The organism is Pseudomonas aeruginosa, assembly GCF_001457615.1.
Classification (GTDB): Bacteria; Pseudomonadota; Gammaproteobacteria; order Pseudomonadales; family Pseudomonadaceae; genus Pseudomonas; species Pseudomonas aeruginosa.
On record NZ_LN831024.1, the window covers coordinates 225136 to 242002 of the forward strand.

Genomic DNA, 16867 nt, shown 5'->3' on the forward strand with positions numbered 1-16867 from the left:
CCGGTGAAAACGATGGATATCATTTCTGACGGGATCTACAACCTGATCATCTTCGTGCTGGCCGTGTACGTCGGCTACCACGTGGTATGGAACGTCACCCCTGCCTTGCACACCCCGCTGATGGCGGTGACCAACGCGATTTCCGCGATCGTCATCGTCGGCGCCATGCTCGCCGCCGCCCTGACCGTGACCCCGCTGGGCAAGGCCATGGGCACCCTCGCCGTGGCCCTGGCCGCGGTCAATGTGTTCGGTGGCTTCCTGGTCACCCGGCGCATGCTGGAAATGTTCAAGAAGAAAGCGCCGAAGGCGGGGGGCCACTGATGAGCATGAACCTGGTCACCCTCCTGTACCTCATCGCCTCGGTCTGCTTCATCCAGGCCCTGAAAGGCCTGTCGCACCCGACCACCTCGCGCCGCGGCAACCTCTTCGGCATGGTCGGCATGGCCATCGCCGTGGCCACCACCGTCGGCCTGGTGTTCAAGCTGGGCGCGGAGATCGCCACCACCGGCGTCGGCTACATCGTCGTCGGCCTGCTGGTTGGCGGTACCGCCGGCTCGATCATGGCCAAGCGCGTCGAGATGACCAAGATGCCCGAGCTGGTCGCCTTCATGCACAGCATGATCGGCCTGGCCGCGGTGTTCATCGCCATCGCCGCGGTGGTCGAGCCGCAGTCGCTGGGGATCGTCGCGCACCTGGGCGACACCATTCCCACCGGCAACCGCCTGGAGCTGTTCCTCGGCGCGGCCATCGGCGCCATCACCTTCTCCGGTTCGGTGATCGCCTTCGGCAAGCTCTCCGGCAAGTACAAGTTCCGCCTGTTCCAGGGCACCCCGGTGCAGTTCTCCGGGCAGCACCTGCTGAACCTGGTGCTCGGCCTGGCGACCCTCGGCCTGGGCCTGGTGTTCATGTTCACCGGCAACCTCACCGCCTTCGCCGTGATGCTGGCGCTGGCCTTCGTCCTCGGCGTGCTGATCATCATCCCCATCGGCGGCGCCGACATGCCGGTGGTGGTGTCGATGCTCAACTCCTATTCCGGCTGGGCCGCGGCGGGGATCGGCTTCTCGCTGAACAACTCGATGCTGATCATCGCCGGCTCGCTGGTCGGCTCCTCGGGTGCGATCCTCTCCTACATCATGTGCAAGGCGATGAACCGCTCGTTCTTCAACGTCATCCTCGGCGGCTTCGGCGCCGAAGCCGACGCCGGCGGCCCGGCGGGCTCCAAGGAGCAGCGTCCGGTGAAGTCCGGTTCGGCCGACGATGCCTCGTTCCTGCTGACCAACGCCGACAGCGTGATCATCGTCCCCGGCTACGGCCTGGCGGTGGCCCGCGCCCAGCACGCGCTGATGGAACTGGCGGAGAAGCTGACCCATCGCGGGGTCACCGTGAAGTTCGCCATCCACCCGGTCGCCGGGCGCATGCCGGGGCACATGAACGTGCTGCTGGCCGAGGCCGAGGTGCCCTACGAGCAGGTGTTCGAGATGGAGGACATCAACTCCGAGTTCGGCCAGACCGACGTGGTCCTGGTGCTCGGTGCCAACGACGTGGTCAACCCGGCGGCGAAGAACGATCCGAAGTCGCCCATCGCCGGCATGCCGATCCTCGAGGCCTACAAGGCCAAGACCGTGATCGTCAACAAGCGCTCCATGGCCAGCGGCTACGCCGGCCTGGACAACGAGCTGTTCTACCTGGACAAGACCATGATGGTGTTCGGCGACGCCAAGAAAGTCATCGAAGACATGGTCAAGGCGGTGGAGTGATTCCCCGCTGAGTCCACCAGAACCCCGGCCCAGGCCGGGGTTTTTCGTTTTCGCGGGTTGTCCGCGCAGCGTTCTCCGCCGCTTCCAACGGCGAAAACACCAGCCTTTCAGGAATATTTTTCATGCCCGCAAGGCATGGGTTTTTCGTCGGATCGCTGTAGCCCGCCAACCACGCGGCCTGTGGCGACAGGGGCGAAACCCATAGCTCCAGAAGTTATTTCCATAACAAAAATAATTACTTCAGGCGCTAAGCCTCCTTGCCAATCATGCAACTCCCTGCGCCGCTAGGACTCCAGCACGGACCTGAGCGGCCATCGAGTTCGTCAGTGCAAGGAGCTTTTCATGGCAACACCCCAGCCCGTCGATGCCCGCACGCAGCCCTGGCGCGAGACGCCCGGCGGCGACCTGGTGGCGCTCGGTCGGCCGGTTCGCCAGGCGTTGCACCTGGTTCGCCACAACCCGGCACAGGGTCGGGTGCTCAGCCGGCGCGAGACGATCCTGCTGGTCCTGTTCGCCCTGACCCTGCACGGAGCGGTGATCCATTGGCTGAGCCAGCAGAGAACCCCGGCGCTGCCCGAGGTGCCGCCACAGGTGCCGCCGATGACCATCGAGTTCACCGCCCCGGCGCCGCCGGTGGTGGAACCGCCGCCGCCCGAGCCGTTGCCGCCGGTGGTCGAGGAACCGCCACCACCGGTGGTCGACGAGAACGCGGTGAAGCCGCCGCCGCCGAAGCCGGTGCCCAAGCCGAAACCCAAGCCCAAGCCGCAACCCCGGCCCAAGCCGGCGCCGAAGGCCGTCGAGCCGGCTCCGCCCGCGCCGCCGCAACCCGCCGCGCCACCCGCCCCGCCGGCGCCGGCCGCCGCCCCGGCGCCGCTGACGCCGCCGTCGGCGAACGCCGGCTACCTGCACAACCCGGCGCCGGAATACCCCGCCCTGGCCATGCGCCGCGGCTGGGAGGGCACCGTGCTGTTGCGGGTGCATGTCCTCGCCAGCGGCAGCCCGAGCGAGATCCAGGTGCAGAAGTCGAGCGGACGCGAAGCCCTCGACCAGGCCGCGGTGAAAGCGGTCAAGCGCTGGTCCTTCGTTCCTGCCAAGCGCGGCGACAAGGCCGAGGACGGCTGGGTCAGCGTACCGATCGATTTCAAGTTGAACTGAATCTGCAGCGTCACGAGGAGCATCCGTCATGAGTCTGTTAACCACCCCGCTCGAATCCGTCGAAGGCGCCGTCATCTGGCTGCTGGTCGGCTTTTCCGTGGTCACCTGGGGCCTGGCCCTGGTCAAGGGCGTGCAGTTCGCCCGGCAGAAGCGCCAGGACCGCCAGTTCCAGAAGCAGTTCTGGAGCGCCACCAGCCTCGACTCCGCCGGCGAGCAGGCGCAGGACAAGCAGGGCGCCGGCGCCCGCGTGGCCCAGGCCGGCTTCGCCGCGATCCAGGTGCAGGACAACGGCCAGCCCGACCTGGCCCAGTCGATCAACCACCAGGACCGTCTCGAACGCGCCCTGCGCCAGCAGATCCAGCGCGAGCGGCGTTCCCTGGAGTCGGGCCTGGCGGTGCTCGCCTCGATCGGCTCGACCTCGCCCTTCATCGGCCTGTTCGGCACCGTCTGGGGCATCATGGAGGCACTCAAGGGGATCAGCGCGGCCGGCTCGGCGAGCCTGGAGACCGTGGCCGGGCCGATCGGCAGCGCGCTGATCGCCACCGGCGTGGGAATCGCCGTCGCGGTGCCGGCGGTGCTGGTCTACAACTACTTCCTGCGGCGCCTGAAGCTGACCGCCGCCGACCTCGACGACTTCGCCCACGACTTCTACAGCCTGGCGCAGAAGAGCGCGTTCCGCGTCATCGTCCATCCCTCCGCCGCGCGCCAGGCCGGCAACCCCTCGCGCAACGTGAAGGAGGCGTCCTGACATGGCCTTCTCGACCCAGGACAGCGACGAAGTCCTTTCCGAAATCAACGTCACCCCGCTGGTCGACGTGATGCTGGTGCTGCTGGTGGTGTTCATCGTCACCGCGCCGCTGCTGACCAACTCGATCCCGATCAACCTGCCGAAGACCGAATCGGTGGCCCCGCCGGAGCAGAAGGATCCCCTGGTGGTGAGCATCGATGGCGCCGGCAAGCTGTTCGTCAACAAGGACGAGATCCAGCCGGAGCTGCTGGAGAGCAACCTGGCCGCGGCCAAGGCGAAGGACGCCGAGGTCCGCGTGCAGTTGCAGGCCGACGAAGGGGTGAACTACGGCCAGGTGGCGAAGGCCATGGCTTCCATCGAGCGCGCCGGGATCACCAGGCTGGCGGTGATCACCGCACGCTGAAGCGAATCCACGCCGTCCGGCGCAGGCCGGGCGGGCAACGGTTTCGACCGCTCCGATCCGGGCAGGGGAGAGCGGTCTTTTTTATTCCGGATGGACGCTCCTCGGGTGTGTCCGCCGAGGCCGGGCTCGCGAATGCGTCGCGCACCCTGTCCGGCGCTCGCACGTCCCACGCCTGGGCGCTCAGGCCTGGCGTGCCGGCGCCTCCTGCTCCTTGGCGTCCTCCGTTCCTTCGACTTCCCATTCACCGGCCCAGTCCTCGCCGAACAGTTCGCTGGGATGCTGGGTGCGGCTGGCGCCGTTGCCGCAGCCCATAGATTCCGCCGAGCAATAGCGGTCGCAACCCCAGCAGATGCGCTCCGGATGGCTGGGATGGAGAGGAAATTTCTTGGCCATGATCCTGTCCCGATACCTGATGCCTGCGCTCAGGTATACCGCCGATGGCTTGCGCCGCCCAGGCGTTGCCGCGGAAAAGTGGCTTCGGCTTGCGCTGGATCAACTCGATTGGCGTATATGTATTAATAGAATATTAAAATTGCTTTTTATTCCTTAGAGAAAAAAGGCTGCGCCCTTACACTTCCCTGGTGATGAATTTTTCTGGAGGGTTCTCCATGCACAGCGAACGCGTCCGTTATGTGTTGGTGCCCGGTTGGTACGGCTCGGAAGACGCCCATTGGCAAAGTCACTGGCAGCGCGCGCTGCCCAATGCCTCACGGGTCGAGCAACAGGACTGGATCACCCCGCTGCGCGCCGACTGGATCGCCGAGCTGGACGCCGAGATCCGCCGCCAGCCCGGGCCGGTGGTGCTGATCGCGCACAGCCTGGGTTGTGTGACAGTGGCGCTGTGGGCGGCCCAGGCCGAGCGCCGGGTGCGCGACCAGGTACGCGGCGCCCTGCTGGTGGCGCCGGCCGACGTCGAGCGCGAGAGCTGCGCCGAGGCGCTGCGCAACTTCGCGCCGATCAGCCGCGAGCCGTTGCCGTTCCCCAGCGTGCTGGTGGGTTCCGACAACGACCAGGCCTGCAGCCCGCAGCGCGCCATGCACCTGGCCCGCGCCTGGGGCGCGGAGACGGTGATCCTGCCCGAGGCCGGGCACATCAACGTGAAGTCCGGCCACGGCGCCTGGGAGGCCGGCTACCGTCACCTGTTCCGCTTGCAGTACCTGATCGACAGCCAGGCTCGTCGCCGCGCCTGATCCTCCAGATCGTTAACCTTGGCGTAACGGTTCGTCGCCCGGCTTGATTGAACAGGCCTGGCGGCCTGCCTAACGTGGCTCCTCACGACAGCGTGAAACCTGGAGCCGACATGACGACACCGATCTCTCCCCCGCCGCAGTGGTCGCGGCGCCGCCAGGAAAAGCAGCGGCGCCTCGAGCGCGTGCGCGGCCTGGCTGACGGCGCGGTGCTGCCGCGCGAACGCCTGGTCGCCGCGCTGGAGGCGCTGATCGCGCCGGGCGATCGGGTGGTGCTGGAAGGCAACAACCAGAAGCAGGCGGATTTCCTCTCCCGTTCGCTGGCGCGGGTCGATCCCGGCAAGCTGCACGACCTGCACATGATCATGCCCAGCGTCGGCCGCCCGGAGCATCTCGACCTGTTCGAACTGGGCATCGCGCGCAAGCTCGACTTCTCCTTCTCCGGCCCGCAGAGCTTGCGCATCGGCCAGTTGCTCGAAGACGGCCTGCTGGAGATCGGCGCGATCCACACCTACATCGAGCTGTACGCGCGGCTGGTGGTCGACCTGATCCCCAACGTGGCGCTGGTCGCCGGTTTCGTCGCCGACCGCGAAGGCAACGTGTACACCGGGCCGAGCACGGAAGACACCCCGGCGCTGGTGGAGCCCACCGCGTTCAGCGACGGCATCGTCATCGTCCAGGTCAACCGTATCGTCGACGACCCGCGCGACCTGCCGCGAGTGGATATCCCGGCGTCCTGGGTGGACTTCGTGGTCGAGGCCGACCAGCCGTTCTACATCGAGCCGCTGTTCACCCGCGACCCGCGCCACATCAAGCCGGTCCACGTGCTGATGGCGATGATGGCGATCCGCGGCATCTACCAGCGGCACAACGTGCAGTCGCTGAACCACGGCATCGGCTTCAACACCGCGGCCATCGAGCTGATCCTGCCGACCTACGGCGAGTCCCTCGGCCTGAAGGGCAAGATCTGCCGACACTGGACCCTCAACCCGCACCCGACCCTTATCCCCGCCATCGAGAGCGGCTGGGTCGAGAGCGTGCACTGCTTCGGCACCGAGCTGGGCATGGAGGGCTACATCGCCCAGCGTCCCGACGTGTTCTTCACCGGTCGCGACGGCTCGCTGCGTTCCAATCGGATGTTCTGCCAACTGGCAGGACAATACGCCGTCGACCTGTTCATCGGCGCTACCCTCCAGGTCGACGGCGACGGCCATTCCTCCACCGTCACCCGCGGACGCCTGGCCGGTTTCGGCGGCGCCCCGAACATGGGCCACGACCCGCGCGGCCGGCGCCACTCGACGCCGGCCTGGCTGGACATGCGGGGCGAACCCGAGGCCTTGCTGGAGCGCGGCAGGAAGCTGGTGGTGCAGATGGTCGAGACCTTCCAGGACGGCGGCAAGCCGACCTTCGTCGAGCGCCTCGACGCGCTGGAGGTGGCGCGCGAGACCGGCATGCCGCTGGCGCCGGTGATGATCTATGGCGACGACGTCACCCATGTGCTCACCGAGGAAGGCATCGCCTACCTGTACAAGGCGCGCTCGCTGGAGGAGCGCCAGGCGATGATCGCGGCGGTGGCGGGGATCAGTCCGATCGGCCTGCGCCACGATCCGCGCGAGACCCTGCGGATGCGCCGCGAAGGGCTGATCGCGCTGCCCGAGGACCTCGGCATCCGCCGCACCGACGCCTCGCGCGAGCTGCTGGCGGCGAAGAGCATCGCCGAGCTGGTCGAGTGGTCCGGCGGGCTGTACCAGCCGCCGGCGCGTTTCAGGAGCTGGTGATGAACGCCATCGCGAACCTCGCGGCGACGCCGTGTGCCGACCTCGGCGAATGCCTGGCCGACCTGGCGGTGGACGCCCTCATCGACGAAGCCGAACTGTCGCCCAAGCCGGCCCTGGTGGACCGCCGCGGCAATGGCGCGCATGCCGACCTGCACCTGGGCCTGATGCAGGCCTCGGCGCTGAGCCTGTGGCCGTGTTTCAAGGAAATGGCCGACGCCGCACAGCGGCATGGGCGCATCGATGCGCGCCTGCGCGGCGTCCTTGGCCAACTGGGGCGCGACGGCGAGGCGGCGATGCTGCGTACCACCGAAGGCGTGAATACCCATCGCGGAGCGATCTGGGCGCTCGGCCTGCTGGTCGCGGCCGCCGCTCTCGAACCGCGCCGCACGCAGGCCGGCGAAGTGGCCGCGCGCGCAGGACGCATCGCCCTGCTCGACGATCCGGCGGCCGCCATCGGCGACAGCCACGGCGAGCGCGTCCGTCGGCGCTACGGCGTCGGCGGCGCCCGCGAGGAGGCGCGTCTCGGCTTCCCCCGCGCAGTGCGCCACGGCCTGCCGCAGCTATGGCGCAGCCGCGAAGGCGGCGCTGGCGAGCAGAACGCCAGGCTCGATGCGCTGCTGGCGATCATGAGCGTCCTCGACGATACCTGCGTGCTGCACCGCGCCGGCCGCGTCGGCCTCGCCGCGATGCAGGATGGCGCCCGCGCGGTGCTCGCCGCCGGCGGCAGCGCCAGTCTCGCCGGGCGTCGCCGCCTGTGCGAGCTGGACCGCCGCCTGCTGGCGCTGAACGCTTCGCCCGGCGGCGCCGCCGACCTGCTGGCCGCCTGTCTTTTCCTCGATCGCCTGCCCGCCGTGTCCGGTGGGTGGGCTGGGAGTCTCTGAGATGGAAACCCTGACCTTCGAATTTCCCGCCGGCGCTCCGGCGCGCGGTCGCGCCCTGGCCGGCTGCGTCGGCTCCGGCGACCTGGAGGTGCTGCTCGAGCCGGCCGCCGGAGGCGCGCTGAGCATCCAGGTGGTGACCTCGGTAAACGGCAGCGGCCCGCGCTGGCAACAACTCTTCGCGCGGGTCTTCGCGGCGTCCACGGCGCCGGCCGCGTCGATCCGCATCCACGATTTCGGCGCCACTCCCGGGGTGGTCCGCCTGCGCCTGGAGCAGGCACTGGAGGAGGCTGGCCATGACTGACGTCGCCCGCCTGCTGGCGCTGCGCAGCTTCACCGAACTGGGAGCGCGCCAACGCGCCCGGGCCCTGCTTGACGCGGGCAGCTTCCGCGAGTTGCTCGATCCCTTCGCCGGCGTGCAGTCGCCCTGGCTGGAACGACAGGGCATCGTGCCCCAGGCCGACGATGGGGTAGTGGTCGCCCGTGGCCTCCTCGACGGCCAGCCGGCGGTGCTCGCCGCCATCGAAGGTGCTTTCCAGGGCGGCAGCCTTGGCGAAGTCAGCGGAGCGAAGATCGCCGGCGCGCTGGAGCTGGCCGCCGAGGACAATCGCAACGGCGTTCCGACCCGGGCCCTGCTGTTGCTGGAAACCGGTGGCGTGCGCCTGCAGGAAGCCAACCTCGGACTGGCGGCGATCGCCGAGATCCAGGCGGCCATCGTCGATCTGCAGCGCTACCAGCCGGTGGTGGCGGTGATCGCCGGGCCGGTCGGCTGCTTCGGCGGCATGTCCATCGCCGCCGGGCTGTGCAGCTACGTGCTGGTGACCCGCGAGGCGCGCCTCGGCTTGAACGGTCCGCAGGTGATCGAACAGGAGGCCGGCATCGCTGAATACGACTCGCGCGACCGGCCGTTCATCTGGAGCCTCACCGGCGGCGAGCAGCGCTTCGCCAGCGGTCTCGCCGACGCCTACCTGGCCGACGACCTCGATGAGGTACGCACCTCGGTACTCGCGTATTTCGCCAAGGGCCTGCCGGCACGGCCGCGCTGCCGCCGCGCCGAGGATTACCTGCGGCGGCTGGGCGACCTCGATACCGCCGAGCAACCGGATGCCGCCGGCGTGCGCCGGCTGTACCAGGGGCTGGGCCAAGGAGATGCAACATGAGCCAACCGTTCGCTTCCCGTGGCCTGGCCTGGTTCCAGGCGCTGGCCGGTAGCCTCGCGCCGCGTCCCGGCGATCCTGCTTCGTTGCGCGTCGCCGATGCCGAGCTGGACGGCTACCCGGTGCGTTTCCTGGCCGTCGTGCCCGATCCCGACAATCCGTTCCCGCGCGCTCGCCAGGGCGAGGTCGGGCTGCTCGAGGGCTGGGGCCTGGCCGCCGCCGTCGACGAGGCGCTGGAGGCCGACCGCGAGGCGCCACGCAAGCGCGCGCTGCTGGCCATCGTCGACGTGCCGAGCCAGGCCTACGGCCGCCGCGAGGAGGCCCTGGGTATCCACCAGGCGCTGGCCGGGGCGGTGGATGCCTACGCCCGCGCCCGACTCGCCGGGCATCCGCTGATCGGCCTGCTGGTGGGCAAGGCGATGTCCGGCGCGTTCCTCGCCCACGGCTACCAGGCCAACCGCCTGATCGCCTTGCACGATCCGGGGGTGATGGTCCACGCCATGGGCAAGGCCGCCGCCGCGCGGATCACCCTGCGCAGCGTCGAGGAACTGGAGGCGTTGGCGGCGAAGGTGCCGCCGATGGCCTACGACATCGACAGCTACGCGTCGCTCGGCCTGCTCTGGAGGACCCTTCCGGTGGAGACCGTCGAGGTGCCGTCGACGGCGGACCTGGTGCGGGTCCGCACCTGCCTGGGCGAGGCCCTGGCCGATATCCTCGGCGGCCCGCGCGACCTCGGCGGCCGCCTCGGCGCGGCCAACCGCGAGGCGTCGGCGCGGGTGCGCCGGCTGCTGCGCGAGCAGTGGTGAATTCAGGAGCGAGCCGTGGTCATCGCGAACAGCTCACAGCGGGGCTCCAGCCGGCGACGGCTCGCTCCTGATCCGATGCGTCGCAGGGCAGGGCCGGAACCCCATGACTTGCTCCTGGGCATGGCGCCGGCGCATTTGCCGGAGAATGCTCCGGCCTGGGTCTGCGCGGCACTGAAGGCCGGCTGGCCGGTGGTGGTGCGCCGTGCGCCGGCAGATCCTGCGCGGGTGGCCATCGGCGTGCGCGGCCTGGCGCGGGAGCAGCGCTGGGCCGGCTGGATGCCGTTGGCGGCAATCACCCGGCGCTTGCGCCCGGAAGCGCTGGGCCAGCGCGAGCCGGCGATGCTGCGCGATCTGCCGGCCTGGCGTGCCTTGCGCGACCTGCGTGCGCCGCTGAACGCGCTGGGACTGGCCTGGGGCGTGACCGGCGGCGCCGGTTTCGAGCTGGCCAGCGGGGTCGCCGTGCTGCATCCGGACAGCGACCTCGACCTGCTGCTGCGCACCCCGCGCCCGTTCCCGCGCGATGACGCGCTGCGCCTGCTGCAGTGCTTCGAGCAGTGTCCCTGCCGGATCGACCTGCAACTGCAGACCCCGGCGGGCGGCGTGGCCCTGCGCGAATGGGCCGAGGGTCGGCCCCGGGTGCTGGCGAAAGGCAGCGAGGCGCCGCTGTTGCTGGAAGACCCCTGGCGGATCGCGGAGGTCGAGGCATGAGCGTGCTGTTCGCCTATCCCGGCCAGGGCGCCCAACGTCCCGGCATGCTCGCGGCCTTGCCCGACGAACCGCCGGTGCGCGCCTGCCTGGAGCAGGCGGCGGACTGTCTCGGCCAGGCGCCGGCCGAACTGGAGAGCGCCGAGGCCTTGCACGGCACCCGCGCGGTGCAGTTGTGCCTGCTGATCGCCGGGGTCGCCGCCAGCCGCCTGCTGGAGACGCGCGGGCATCGGCCGGGGCTGGTCGCCGGGCTGTCCATCGGCGCCTATCCGGCGGCGGTGGTAGCCGGCGCGCTGGACTTCGACGACGCGCTGCGTCTGGTGGCGCTGCGTGGCGAACTGATGCAGGCCGCCTGGCCCGAGGGCTACGGGATGAGCGCCATCCTCGGTCTCGAACAGGCGCAACTGGAAGCGCTGATCCTGGCGGTGCGGCGCGAGCACCCGCCGCTCTACCTGGCCAACGTCAACGCCGAGCGGCAACTGGTGGTGGCCGGCAGCGAAGCGGCTCTGGCCGCCCTCGCCGAACGCGCCCGTGCCGCCGGCGCCAGCGCGGCGAAGCGCCTGGCGGTGAGCGTACCGTCGCACTGTGCGCTGCTCGACGAACCGGCCGCGCGCCTGGCCGAAGCCTTCGCCGGCATCCGCCTGCATCGGCCGCGCGTGCCCTACCTGAGCAGCAGCCGGGCGCGCCTGGTCGCCGAACCGGCCGCGCTGGCCGACGATCTCGCCGGCAACATGGCGCGCCGCGTCGAGTGGCTGGCGACATTGCGCAGCGCCTACGAGCGCGGTGCCCGCCTGCATCTCGAGCTGCCGCCGGGACGGGTCCTCAGCGGTCTGGCGCGGCCTCTGTTCGGCTGCGCCACGCCGGCCTTCGAAGGCTCCCGGGCGGATACCCTGGACGCGCTGTTGCGCGAGGAGGAAAAGAGAACCCGATAAGCGTTCGTTCGAGGCATAAAAACAACAACATCGATCCGCAACCGAGGACAACAATAATGATTATCTACGGTGTCGCACTGCTGTCTCTGTGTACCCTCGCCGGGCTGTTCATCGGCGAGATCCTTGGCGTGCTGCTCGGCGTGCCGGCCAACGTCGGTGGCGTCGGCATCGCCATGCTGCTGCTGATCTTCGTCGGCAGCTACCTGGGCAAGCGTGGCCTGCTCTCGGCGAAGACCGAGCAGGGCGTGGAGTTCTGGAGCGCGGTCTACATTCCCATCGTGGTCGCCATGGCCGCCCAGCAGAATGTCCTCGGCGCGCTGAGCGGCGGGCCGGCCGCTATCCTCGCCGGCATCGCCGCGGTCGCCGTGGCCTTCGCCCTGGTCCCGCTGCTCGACCGCTTCGGCCGGAAGAAAGCCGAAGGCGCCCCGCCATTGAAACCGCGCACCAGCGTGCAGGGGTGAGCGCCATGTTCGAGTCCCTGAACAAAGTCATCAATGGCTACGGCCTGATCAGCGGCTTCGCCATCATCGGCGTGACCATGGCGGTGTCCTACTGGTTGTCGGCGCGCCTCACCCGCGGGCGCCTGCACGGCTCGGCGATCGCGATCTTCCTCGGCCTGGTGCTGTCCTACGTCGGCGGCGTCGCCACCGGCGGGCAGAAAGGATTGGTGGACGTGCCCCTGATGTCCGGTATCGGCCTGCTGGGTGGCGCCATGCTGCGCGACTTCGCCATCGTCGCCACGGCCTTCGGGGTGAATGTCGAGGAACTGCGTCGGGCAGGGGTTTCCGGGGTGGTGTCGCTGTTCCTCGGGGTCGGTTCGTCGTTCGTCGCCGGGGTCGCGGTGGCCATGGCGTTCGGCTACACCGATGCGGTCAGCCTGACCACCATCGGCGCCGGCGCGGTCACCTACATCGTCGGACCGGTGACCGGCGCCGCCCTGGGGGCCAGCTCCGAGGTGATGGCGCTGAGCATCGCCGCCGGGTTAGTGAAGGCGATCCTGGTGATGGTCCTGACGCCTTTCGTCGCGCCCTACATCGGCCTGAACAATCCACGTACGGCGGTGATCTTCGGCGGTCTCATGGGCACCTCCAGCGGCGTCGCCGGCGGCCTCGCCGCCACCGACCCGAAGCTGGTGCCCTACGGTTGCCTGACCGCGGCGTTCTATACCGCCATCGGTTGCCTGCTGGGGCCGTCGCTGCTGTATTTCAGCGTGCGCGGCCTGGTTGGGTGAGCGGGCTGGTCCGGGCACCCTCTCCCTGAAGGGCGAGGGTTGGGGAGAGGTCAGCGGGCCAGCGGCAATGTGGACTTCCGTCCGCTATCCCGCCGCCTCCTGCTCCAGGCGCAGGCTGTACATCCGGCACTCCGCGAGCAACGCCAGCAGGTTCGGGTCGCGCTCCTTGGCCTTGAGGAACACCACGCCGATGTGCTGCTGCAGGCGATAGCGCGGTTGCAGCGGGATCAGCCGCACGCGGTTCTCGTAGACCGCCTCGATGCGTTTGGGCAGCAGCGCATGGCCGACCCCCGAGCTGACCATGCTGAGGAGGGTGAAGATGTCGTTCACCTGCATGGCGATCTGCGGTTCGAAGCCGGCCTGCTGGAACACCCGGGTGCCGTCCTGATGGGTGGCGAAGCCCTGGGTGAGCGTGACGAAGGGCGTGTCGCGCAGGGTGCTGAGATCGATCTCGGCGAGCCTGGCGTAGGGCGAGTCCACCGGCACGGCGAGGAAGATGTCATCGGAGAACAGCGGCAGGTGCTCGCAGTCGGGATCGCTGACGCTGTCGTTGAGCGACACCAGGATGGCGTCCAGCTCCATGTTCTTCAGCTGGTAGAACAGGTCGACGTTGGAGCCGAGGATCAGGTCGATGTTCAGCGCGCTGCGTCGCAGCTTGAGGCCCATGATCAGTTGCGGCACGGTCTTCACCGTCAGCGAATAGAGCGCGCCCAGCTTGAAGCGCTCGGCGGAGAAGCCGGCCGCCTCGCGGGTCAGGCGCACCGTGTCGAGTACCTCCTGGACCAGCTTCTGCGCGCGCTCCTCGAGCACGTAGGCGCTTTCCAGCGGGGTCAGGTTGCGTCCCTCGTGCTTGAACAGCGGGCAGCGCAGGGCGCTTTCCAGCGAGTGGATGGCGCGGTGCACGCTGACGTTGCTGGTGCCCAGTTCCGCCGCCGCGCGCGCCAGGTTGCCGGTGCGCATGAAGGCGAGGAAGGTTTCCAGCTTCTTGAGGGTGATTTCTTCGTCGATCAGCATCCGCGTTCCCCTGGCCGGTGGCGTCGGGGGATTGTGCCTGAGGCGGCGCGGGAGGGGTAAAAAGGGCCGTCATCTCCTAGCGCGTGGCGGAGCATGACGGCCTGGAAACGCCTTGGGGAAGGCGGAGTTGCACTGACCGGATGGAATCCCGCTTCGGCAGCCTGAGCCGCCGATAGGCTAACGGAACTCAGCGGATGGAGCGGATGGTGCCCTTGCTGCCGGTGACCTGCCGGACCGGGGTGGTCCGGAGCGCCGGCCACCCTAGCAACGGAGGCTTTTTGCCACAGTCATCGGATTCGTCTTTGTCAGGAAGAAAATTCCTCTTGGAATGTCGGAAAGCTGAGGGTCAGTGCCGGCGCTCGGCAAGCTTGCCCAGTTGCTCCCGGCAGTAGTCGACGAACAATCGTGCCGGCTTGGTCAGTTGCGCGCGTTTCAGCCAGGCGGCGGCGAGCCCGGAGGTGGACACCGGCTCGGCGAGGTCGACCATGACCACCTTCTTGCCGTCGTAGGTGCATTCCGAATGCGGGCGGGTGACCAGCAGGGAGAAGCCGAAGCCCTGGCCGACCATGCCGCGCACCATCTCGATGGACGGCGAGCTGAAGGCGATGTTCGGCGTCAGGCCGAGTTCCTCGAACAGGCTGACGAAATAGGTGCGGCTGGGCTGCACGTCGAGCAGGATCATCGGTTCCAGGCACAGGTCGCGCAGCGACACTTGCGCCTGCCCGGCGAAGCGGTGGCCTTCGGGGAGCAGCGCGTGGGGTCGTTGCGGCGGCATCAGCGGCTCGGTCTCGATGGTCGAGTCGAGGTCGTGCTCGTAGAGGAAGGCCAGGTCGAAGCGCCCCGAGGTGAGGCCTTGCACCAGTTCCTGCTGCTCGCCGTCGCGGATGCGGATCTCCACCCCCGGATAGGCCTGGCGAAAGCCGGCGATCAGGCCCGGCAGGTAGAGCGGGGCGACCGTCTCGAAGCAGCCGATGTCGATCTGCCCGGCGATCACGTCGTTGTCGGCCAGGGCGTTCTGCTCGAACTCGTGGGCCATCCGCAGCAGTTCCTGCGCCTTGCGGTAGAAGCGCGCGCCGGCGGGGGTCAGCGACACGCCCTGGGCGTGGTGGCGGATGAACAGCTGCACGCCGAAGCTTTCCTCCAGACCCTTCACCGCCGTGGAGATCGACGGCTGGGCGATGTACAGCTTGCGCGAGGCCTCGGCCACGCTGCCGCATTCCACGGTGGTCACGAAATACTTGAGTTGCCGCAAGGTATAGGACGCCACTGCAAGACCTCATCGGCGCATCATCCTCCCCGGGCCGGGCGTGCGCGCCTCGATTGTTGTGTCCGCCGCGCTGCAAGCAAGTTGCAGGCCGCTGCCGGGCGTCGCGGCGCTGGCCGCGACGACGATTGCCCGCCTGCACGATAACCCAGCACGACGCACTTTGCCGGGGCACGCCTGGCCAGCTTTTTCTTATGTCCCGAGGACATTTTTAATAATTTTCCTTCGCCGCGGCTTGCGCGACCATCCTTCCCCATCGACCCCATGGACAGCGGTCCGCCTCCCGGCGGTCCGGGCCATGCGTGCAGAACCACGACCGGCGCAGACCGGCGAGATAACAAGGAGAAGGTGGGGTGTTCGAACTCAGCGATTGGCAACGGCGCGCCGCGACACAGCGCTTCATCGACCAGGCCCTGATCGGCGGCCGCCAGCGTCCAGCCGCCAGCGGCGCTACCTTCGACGCCATCGATCCGGCGAGCAATCGCCTGCTGGCGCGGGTCGCGGCCTGCGATGCGGCCGACGTCGACGCGGCAGTGGCCGCCGCCCGCCGCGCCTTCGACGAAGGCCCCTGGGCGCGTCTCGCCCCGGTCGAGCGCAAGCGCGTGCTGCTGCGCCTGGCCGAGCTGATGCTGGCCCATCGCGAAGAGCTGGCGCTGCTCGACTCGCTGAACATGGGCAAGCCGGTGATGGACGCCTGGAACATCGATGTACCCGGCGCCGCCCACGTCTTCGCCTGGTATGCGGAAAGCCTCGACAAGCTCTACGACCAGGTCGCGCCGACCGCCCAGCAGACCCTGGCCACCATTACCCGCGTGCCGCTGGGGGTGATCGGCGCGGTGGTGCCGTGGAACTTCCCGCTCGACATGGCCGCCTGGAAGCTCGCCCCGGCCCTGGCCGCCGGCAACTCGGTGGTGCTCAAGCCGGCCGAGCAGTCGCCGTTCTCCGCCCTGCGCCTGGCCGAGCTGGCCCTGGAGGCGGGGGTGCCGGAAGGCGTGCTGAACGTGGTGCCGGGCCTCGGCGAGCAGGCCGGCAAGGCCCTCGGCTTGCACCCGGAGGTGGACGCACTGGTGTTCACCGGCTCCACCGAGGTCGGCAAGTACTTCATGCAGTATTCCGCGCAATCCAACCTCAAGCAGGTCTGGCTGGAGTGCGGCGGCAAGAGTCCGAACCTGGTGTTCGCCGATTGCCGCGATCTTGACCAGGCGGCGGAAAAGGCCGCCTTCGGCATTTTCTTCAACCAGGGCGAGGTCTGTTCGGCGAACTCGCGCTTGCTGGTGGAGCGTTCGATCCACGACGAGTTCGTCGAGCGCCTGCTGGCCAAGGCCCGCGACTGGCAGCCGGGCGATCCGCTGGACCCGGCCAGCCGCGCCGGCGCCATCGTCGACCGCCGGCAGACCGCCGGGATTCTCGCCGCCATCGAGCGGGCGCAAGGCGAGGGCGCGACCCTGCTCGGCGGTGGCCGCCAGTTGACGATCAACGGTTCGGACAACTTCATCGAACCGACCCTGTTCGGCGACGTACGCCCGGACATGCAGCTGGCCCGCGAGGAAATCTTCGGTCCGGTGCTGGCGATCAGCGCCTTCGACTCCGAGGACGAGGCCATACGCCTGGCCAACGACAGCCGCTACGGCCTCGCCGCCTCGCTGTGGAGCGACGACCTGCACCGTGCACACCGGGTGGCGCGGCGCTTGAATGCCGGAACGGTGTCGGTGAATACCGTGGACGCGCTGGACGTCGCGGTGCCTTTCGGCGGCGGCAAGCAGTCCGGCTTCGGTCGCGACCTGTCGCTGCATTCCTTCGACAAGTACACCCAGTTGAAGACGACCTGGTTCCAGTTGCGCTGAAGACGCGA

At 68.9% G+C, this 16867-nt stretch carries 19 protein-coding genes; 16 read left to right on the top strand and 3 right to left on the bottom strand.

The window, feature by feature from the left end; genetic code table 11:
* Positions 1-12 precede the first annotated feature (12 nt).
* The 5 genes from AT700_RS00995 to AT700_RS01015 all read left to right on the top strand — a co-directional run bounded on the left by AT700_RS00995 (position 13) and on the right by AT700_RS01015 (position 4063).
* The gene (locus tag AT700_RS00995) at positions 13-321 is read left to right on the top strand and encodes an NAD(P) transhydrogenase subunit alpha (RefSeq protein ID WP_003083974.1); all 309 of its coding nucleotides are present in this window, start codon (positions 13-15) and stop codon (positions 319-321) included.
* Positions 321-1757 carry an NAD(P)(+) transhydrogenase (Re/Si-specific) subunit beta gene (locus AT700_RS01000; RefSeq protein WP_003083975.1) on the top strand — a complete coding sequence of 479 codons (1437 nt, stop codon included), beginning with the start codon at positions 321-323 and terminating at the stop codon, positions 1755-1757. Before AT700_RS00995 ends, AT700_RS01000 begins: the two co-directional genes overlap by 1 nt.
* Before the next feature lie 342 nt (positions 1758-2099).
* Positions 2100-2912 carry an energy transducer TonB gene (locus tag AT700_RS01005; RefSeq protein WP_003117234.1) on the top strand — a complete coding sequence of 271 codons (813 nt, stop codon included), beginning with the start codon at positions 2100-2102 and terminating at the stop codon, positions 2910-2912.
* A 28-nt stretch (positions 2913-2940) separates the two neighbouring features.
* Complete coding sequence (locus AT700_RS01010) at positions 2941-3660, top strand: MotA/TolQ/ExbB proton channel family protein (RefSeq protein WP_003083979.1); 720 nt, start codon at positions 2941-2943, stop codon at positions 3658-3660.
* A 1-nt stretch (position 3661) separates the two neighbouring features.
* Positions 3662-4063 (top strand): ExbD/TolR family protein, encoded by a 402-nt coding sequence (locus AT700_RS01015; protein WP_003106175.1) that lies wholly within the window; start codon positions 3662-3664, stop codon positions 4061-4063.
* A 180-nt stretch (positions 4064-4243) separates the two neighbouring features.
* Here the strand turns inward: AT700_RS01015 and AT700_RS01020 are convergent, their stop codons facing one another.
* Entirely contained in the window at positions 4244-4456 is a 213-nt protein-coding gene (locus tag AT700_RS01020; protein ID WP_003111981.1) for a DUF3079 domain-containing protein, read from the bottom strand.
* A 215-nt stretch (positions 4457-4671) separates the two neighbouring features.
* On the opposite strand from AT700_RS01020, the gene AT700_RS01025 reads away from it, so the two are divergent.
* The 10 genes from AT700_RS01025 to madM all read left to right on the top strand — a co-directional run bounded on the left by AT700_RS01025 (position 4672) and on the right by madM (position 12737).
* The gene (locus AT700_RS01025; protein WP_003106176.1) at positions 4672-5253 is read left to right on the top strand and encodes an alpha/beta hydrolase; all 582 of its coding nucleotides are present in this window, start codon (positions 4672-4674) and stop codon (positions 5251-5253) included.
* A gap of 110 nt (positions 5254-5363) precedes the next feature.
* The gene (mdcA, locus tag AT700_RS01030) at positions 5364-7028 is read left to right on the top strand and encodes a malonate decarboxylase subunit alpha (protein ID WP_003106183.1); all 1665 of its coding nucleotides are present in this window, start codon (positions 5364-5366) and stop codon (positions 7026-7028) included.
* Positions 7028-7909 carry a triphosphoribosyl-dephospho-CoA synthase gene (locus AT700_RS01035; protein WP_003117235.1) on the top strand — a complete coding sequence of 294 codons (882 nt, stop codon included), beginning with the start codon at positions 7028-7030 and terminating at the stop codon, positions 7907-7909. Before mdcA ends, AT700_RS01035 begins: the two co-directional genes overlap by 1 nt.
* Before the next feature lies 1 nt (position 7910).
* The gene (locus AT700_RS01040) at positions 7911-8210 is read left to right on the top strand and encodes a malonate decarboxylase subunit delta (protein ID WP_003084001.1); all 300 of its coding nucleotides are present in this window, start codon (positions 7911-7913) and stop codon (positions 8208-8210) included.
* The gene (locus AT700_RS01045) at positions 8203-9066 is read left to right on the top strand and encodes a biotin-independent malonate decarboxylase subunit beta (protein WP_003084003.1); all 864 of its coding nucleotides are present in this window, start codon (positions 8203-8205) and stop codon (positions 9064-9066) included. The genes AT700_RS01040 and AT700_RS01045 overlap by 8 nt, the downstream gene beginning before the upstream one ends.
* A complete protein-coding gene (gene mdcE, locus AT700_RS01050) occupies positions 9063-9869 on the top strand; it encodes a biotin-independent malonate decarboxylase subunit gamma (RefSeq protein WP_003112668.1) in 807 nt (268 codons plus the stop codon). Before AT700_RS01045 ends, mdcE begins: the two co-directional genes overlap by 4 nt.
* 15 nt (positions 9870-9884) lie before the next feature.
* The gene (locus AT700_RS01055) at positions 9885-10577 is read left to right on the top strand and encodes a malonate decarboxylase holo-ACP synthase (RefSeq protein WP_003118606.1); all 693 of its coding nucleotides are present in this window, start codon (positions 9885-9887) and stop codon (positions 10575-10577) included.
* Positions 10574-11506 (top strand): malonate decarboxylase subunit epsilon, encoded by a 933-nt coding sequence (mdcH, locus tag AT700_RS01060; RefSeq protein WP_003161013.1) that lies wholly within the window; start codon positions 10574-10576, stop codon positions 11504-11506. The genes AT700_RS01055 and mdcH overlap by 4 nt, the downstream gene beginning before the upstream one ends.
* Positions 11507-11562: 56 nt before the next feature.
* Positions 11563-11967 carry a malonate transporter subunit MadL gene (gene madL, locus AT700_RS01065; protein WP_003084010.1) on the top strand — a complete coding sequence of 135 codons (405 nt, stop codon included), beginning with the start codon at positions 11563-11565 and terminating at the stop codon, positions 11965-11967.
* A gap of 5 nt (positions 11968-11972) precedes the next feature.
* The gene (madM, locus tag AT700_RS01070; RefSeq protein ID WP_003084016.1) at positions 11973-12737 is read left to right on the top strand and encodes a malonate transporter subunit MadM; all 765 of its coding nucleotides are present in this window, start codon (positions 11973-11975) and stop codon (positions 12735-12737) included.
* A gap of 84 nt (positions 12738-12821) precedes the next feature.
* Here the strand turns inward: madM and AT700_RS01075 are convergent, their stop codons facing one another.
* Both AT700_RS01075 and AT700_RS01080 read right to left on the bottom strand, forming a co-directional pair.
* Positions 12822-13751, bottom strand: coding sequence for a LysR substrate-binding domain-containing protein (locus AT700_RS01075; RefSeq protein WP_003084019.1), 930 nt, complete (start codon positions 13749-13751; stop codon positions 12822-12824).
* A gap of 346 nt (positions 13752-14097) precedes the next feature.
* Positions 14098-15018, bottom strand: coding sequence for a LysR substrate-binding domain-containing protein (locus AT700_RS01080; protein WP_003084035.1), 921 nt, complete (start codon positions 15016-15018; stop codon positions 14098-14100).
* 350 nt (positions 15019-15368) lie between these two features.
* On the opposite strand from AT700_RS01080, the gene AT700_RS01085 reads away from it, so the two are divergent.
* Positions 15369-16859 (top strand): aldehyde dehydrogenase, encoded by a 1491-nt coding sequence (locus AT700_RS01085; protein ID WP_003101907.1) that lies wholly within the window; start codon positions 15369-15371, stop codon positions 16857-16859.
* Positions 16860-16867: the final 8 nt, after the last annotated feature.